5 protein-coding genes are annotated in these 4,338 nt (G+C 62.6%); 4 read left to right on the forward strand and 1 reads right to left on the reverse strand.

What is annotated here, in order from left to right:
* The 3 genes from ORS3428_RS28630 to ORS3428_RS28640 all read left to right on the forward strand — a co-directional run.
* Window positions 1-405 (forward strand): YaaC family protein (locus ORS3428_RS28630; RefSeq protein ID WP_210185694.1); only part of this gene is annotated, 405 nt, incomplete at its 5' end.
* Window positions 406-414: 9 nt separating this feature from the next.
* Window positions 415-1,656 (forward strand): D-amino acid dehydrogenase, encoded by a 1,242-nt coding sequence (locus tag ORS3428_RS28635; RefSeq protein WP_071101643.1) that lies wholly within the window; start codon window positions 415-417, stop codon window positions 1,654-1,656.
* 55 nt (window positions 1,657-1,711) lie between these two features.
* Complete coding sequence (locus tag ORS3428_RS28640; RefSeq protein WP_083355332.1) at window positions 1,712-2,533, forward strand: maleate cis-trans isomerase family protein; 822 nt, start codon at window positions 1,712-1,714, stop codon at window positions 2,531-2,533.
* A gap of 57 nt (window positions 2,534-2,590) precedes the next feature.
* On the opposite strand, the gene ORS3428_RS28645 is transcribed toward ORS3428_RS28640, so the two are convergent.
* Entirely contained in the window at window positions 2,591-3,628 is a 1,038-nt protein-coding gene (locus ORS3428_RS28645; RefSeq protein WP_172833743.1) for a polysaccharide pyruvyl transferase family protein, read from the reverse strand.
* 102 nt (window positions 3,629-3,730) lie between these two features.
* On the opposite strand from ORS3428_RS28645, the gene ORS3428_RS28650 reads away from it, so the two are divergent.
* Window positions 3,731-4,338 (forward strand): glycosyltransferase (locus ORS3428_RS28650; RefSeq protein WP_071101645.1); only part of this gene is annotated, 608 nt, incomplete at its 3' end.

Genomic DNA, 4,338 nt, shown 5'->3' on the forward strand with positions numbered 1-4,338 from the left:
AAACTCTTCCGTTCAGAGTTCACTGACGTGGGATATTCAATTTCCGATGTAGGAACGACGACTCTAATAACTTGTAGCGCGGCATGCTTCTCCCAGCACACACCACAGTTTCTGYACTCCTATGCAAACAAGATGTTCGGGACGATTCCGGGTTTGCATCTAGTCTCTCAATTCGCCCCAGWTAAGCGGTACTCTCAAATTGCRGTCACCTACATGCTGGCCTATTTTCTAGGAATGCTTGCGCGATATTATCCAACACATTGGACAGCGCTGATGATGGGGGAGAAAGGCGATGCTCTATGGCCCAGCATCAATGCCGCCCAGCACTATGTTGAGGTGGCATTTCCTGAGTTGGTGCTTGAACTKATCGAAGATGCGCTGAAGATGTCTGACAGCAAACAATAGGTAGGCGCCATGCGCGTGATCGTATTGGGTGGCGGCGTTGTCGGCGTTACCACCGCCTATCAGCTGCAGAAGGACGGGCACGAGGTCGTCATCCTCGAGCGCCAAGCCCAGGTCGCCGCCGAGACCAGCTGGGGCAATGCCGGCATGATTGCGCCCGGCCATTCCTTCGTCTGGTCCTCGCCCAAGGCGCCGATGATCCTTTTGAAGTCGCTGGTGCTGAAGGACCAGGCGCTGCGCTTCAAGCTCTCGGCCGATCCCAGGCTCTACAGCTGGTCCTGGCTGTTCCTGATGGAATGYACGGCCGAGAAGGCCAGGCGCAACACGCTGCTCAAGCATCGGCTCGCCGCCTATTCGCAATCCGTCCTGCACGAGGTGATTGCCGACGAGGCGATTGATTATGACCGCAACGATCGCGGCATCCTCTATTTTTATCGCAGCCAGCAGGCGCTCGACAAAGGTGTCGAGCATATGAAGCTGCTCGAATCCGACGGGCAGGTGATCAGCGTGCTCGACCGCGACGGTATCGTCGCGCTCGATCCCTCGCTGGCATCCGCGAAGGACAGGATCGCCGGCGGCATCTATTGCCCGACCRACGAGACCGGCGATCCGGCCAAGTTCACCCGGGCGCTTGCCGCCAAGGTCGTCGAGCGCGGCGGCGAAATCCGCTACGGCACGACCATCGCCGGCATCGAGACCGCGGGCGACAGCGTCGCCCATGTGCGAACCGACAAGGGAAGCTTCAAGGGCGACGCCTATGTGCTGGCGCTCGGCTCCTACAGCCCGCTGATTGCGAAAACGGTCGGCATCAACGTGCCGATCTACCCGATCAAGGGCTATTCGCTGACCATTCCCGTCGGCAACCGGCCGCATCCGCYGACCATCGCCGCGATCGACGAGCACAATCTGGTCGCCGTCTCGCGCTTCGGCGACCGCATCCGCGTCACCGCCACGGCGGAGTTCGCCGGCTACGACACCAGCCACAAGCCGGCCGATTTCGCCTTCATGAAGGGGGTCACGCAGGAGCTTTATCCGGAAGGCGCCGATTATGACCGCGCCGAAATGTGGGCAGGCCTGAGGCCCATGACCCCGAACAACCTGCCCGAGTTCGGGCGGCGGCGCCTCGGCAACCTCTATCTCAACACCGGGCACGGCCATATCGGCTGGACCATGTCGCATGGCTCGGCCCGCATCACCGCCGACCTGATCGCCGGCCGCCATCCGGCCATTTCCATGGATGGACTTTTGAACTGAGCGCACGGGTCCCGGCCGGACCCGAACAGGGATCGACAGGAAGAAAGGGAACGCCATGTCTGTCAGCGCAGCTGCTGCCCGCCTTCAATCTTCGGGACCGGTCGATCCCAAGCCAGTCGATCTGGGCATATTGCCTTCCGAGCTCGACGGCGGCCTTGCCGCGCGCGCCGCGATCGGCCTGGCGATCCTCGCCACCGACCAGACGCTGGAGCATGAATTCCGCGCGCTCATCCGCATTCCCGGTGTCGCCTTCTACGAGGCCCGCCTCTTCAACGACAACGACATCACGCCGGACACGCTGCGCGCCATCGGTCCGCGGATCGCGCCCACCGTCGACCTCATCCTGCCCAGCATTCCGCTCGACGTCGTCGGCTTCGGCTGCACCTCGGCGACCATGACGCTCGGCGAGGAAGCCGTTTTCGCCGAGATCAGGAAGGCGCGGCCGGGTGTCGCCTGTACCACGCCCGTCACCGCAGCCCTTGCCGCCTTCAGGGCGCTCGGCGCCAAGGGCATCGGGCTGCTCACGCCCTACGCGCCGGAAATCAACCGAGGTCTCGTCGCCTATTTCACCGGGCGCGGCCTCGACATCGCCGCCGTCGCCACTTTCGACAGGCGCGACGACCGTGAAGCGGCCCGCATCTCGCTCGCCTCGATCGAGGCCGCGGCGGAGCGCATGGCGGCGGCGCCGGGAGTGGACGCGATCTTCGTCTCCTGCACCAGCCTGCGCGTCGCCGAGGCGGTGGCCGGGCTGGAGCGGCGCATCGGCATCGCTGTCACCTCCTCGAACCACGCCATGGCCTGGCACTGCCTGCGGCTCGCCGGCATCGATGACGTCGTGCCGGCCGGCGGAAGGCTGTTTGCCCTGCCCGCCGGCTGAGGTCAAAGACGGGTCGATCCGCGCGCTTCCAACCGTCGATCAGAGGGCCGACTGACCTTAACAGCGTGCAAGGAAGGCTAGCCCGTTCCTTGAGCGTTTGTGCTCGGCGCGATCTCCTTGTCTCCGACCAATCAGCGCCACGGCATCGGCCCGAGCCTTGGAAGACAGGTCCAAGATCGTGGCCTGCGAACTGGTGACCATCTCGAATGGCCATTCGGTCAGGATTTGGCGCATCTGGCCGGCAAGCAGAGCTTCATTGGCTTCCTCGATCGAGTAAGCGAGCGGCCAGCCGATGCGGTCGAGGATCGGTTTCACCTTGCCCGTTCCCCTGATCTGGTCGATGGYGATCACCGGCTTGCCTTTTGAAAGCCCATAGAGCGAGCCGTGCAGCCGCGTCGTCAGGACGAGGTCGACGGTTTCGAATTGTTGCTCGATCTTTGTTGCCTCATTCCCGGGCCTCAACACTGTGTCWATCGGCTCGGTATCGAGGCCGAAGCTTTCGGCAAGTTGCAACAAGAGACGCTCAGCCTTGGCCCATTCGGTCATGCCATCGCCGTAATCCCGCTGGTCGCCACGGAAGCAGAGCCCGGCTTTCAGCCGCTTGCCGGGCGGGGGGAGCGCGCAAGGCAGGGAGTGCGAAATGGCGAGATCGAAGGACTGTCTCGACAGGCCGTCCCGCGCCAGTACGGCTTCGAATCGGCCTACCATGTCCTGGTGCAGGGAAATGACGCTGACGCCAACGGCGAGCTTTCTCGCTTTGCGTTGCACGGCCAGCAGGTCGACTAATTCGTCTGTCCGAACGATCGGGCCGCAGACGAACACCAGCGTTTCGATGTCGCGGYGCACGTCGAACAGGTCCCTCACCTGACAATGGCCGGCAATGCCCAAGGCCGGATGGCTCAGAACTTCATGATCATAGCGGGCCCGGCGCAGCGCCGCCGAAAGATTCTCCACCGCATGCAGATCGCCCACAGTCGCGCCGCCCCCGCCTTCGAAGCTTCCCCACCAGACAAGCGAAATGGGCGAGGCGGCAGTGCGCCTGAACAATCTGTGACGACGGTTAAAGGATCGGCATTTGCGGYTGAGCAGCGACATGAGGTTGAGTTTCTTTCGCGATTAATTAAGACAGYCGCCTTTCCACAGATTTGCGAGGCGCCCCCTCCGCGTCGCATAAAGAATGACGAGAAGRCAGGCAACATGGCCGCTCCTGCAGTGAACATGCTTTGGATAGGCGACAGGCTTGGTCGTGTCGAATTGCTTTCGATCGCCTCCTGGCTGGCCTGCGGACACGCAGTGCGCCTCCACGTCYATAGCCCGGTCGCAAATGTGCCGACCGAAGTCGAACTGGTCGATGGAGAGCTCACGGCCCCCTTTGCCAGCATGCAGCGTCTACGCCATAGGGAGACCGCCTCTTATGCGCTTGCCTCGGATTATTTCCGCTATCGGCTTCAGCTGACCGCTGGTGGACTATGGTCCGACCTCGACGTGGTTTGCCTCAAACCGGTGCATATTGAGGCAGATTGCTTGTTCGGTCTCGAGAGCGCGACTCTGATCAACGGGGCCGTCCTCTATCTCCACGCCGGCCTTCCTATGACGGTGGAGCTGGAGGCTCTCTTCTGGAAAAATTACTTTCCCCCATGGACGCGCCGGCGGGGAGCGCGCATGGCCCGGCTTAGGAACTTGGTCGGYCTGCCGGTGCGCCCAGCCGACCTCCCCTGGGGAACCTATGGACCTGGCGCGATAACGGCGCTGGCCCACAAGCATGGGCGGTTCGAGCGGGCACTGCCACGTGAAGTCTTTTACCC

It is taken from the genome of Mesorhizobium sp. ORS 3428, assembly GCF_001854785.1.
In the GTDB taxonomy this organism is placed as follows: Bacteria; Pseudomonadota; Alphaproteobacteria; order Rhizobiales; family Rhizobiaceae; genus Mesorhizobium.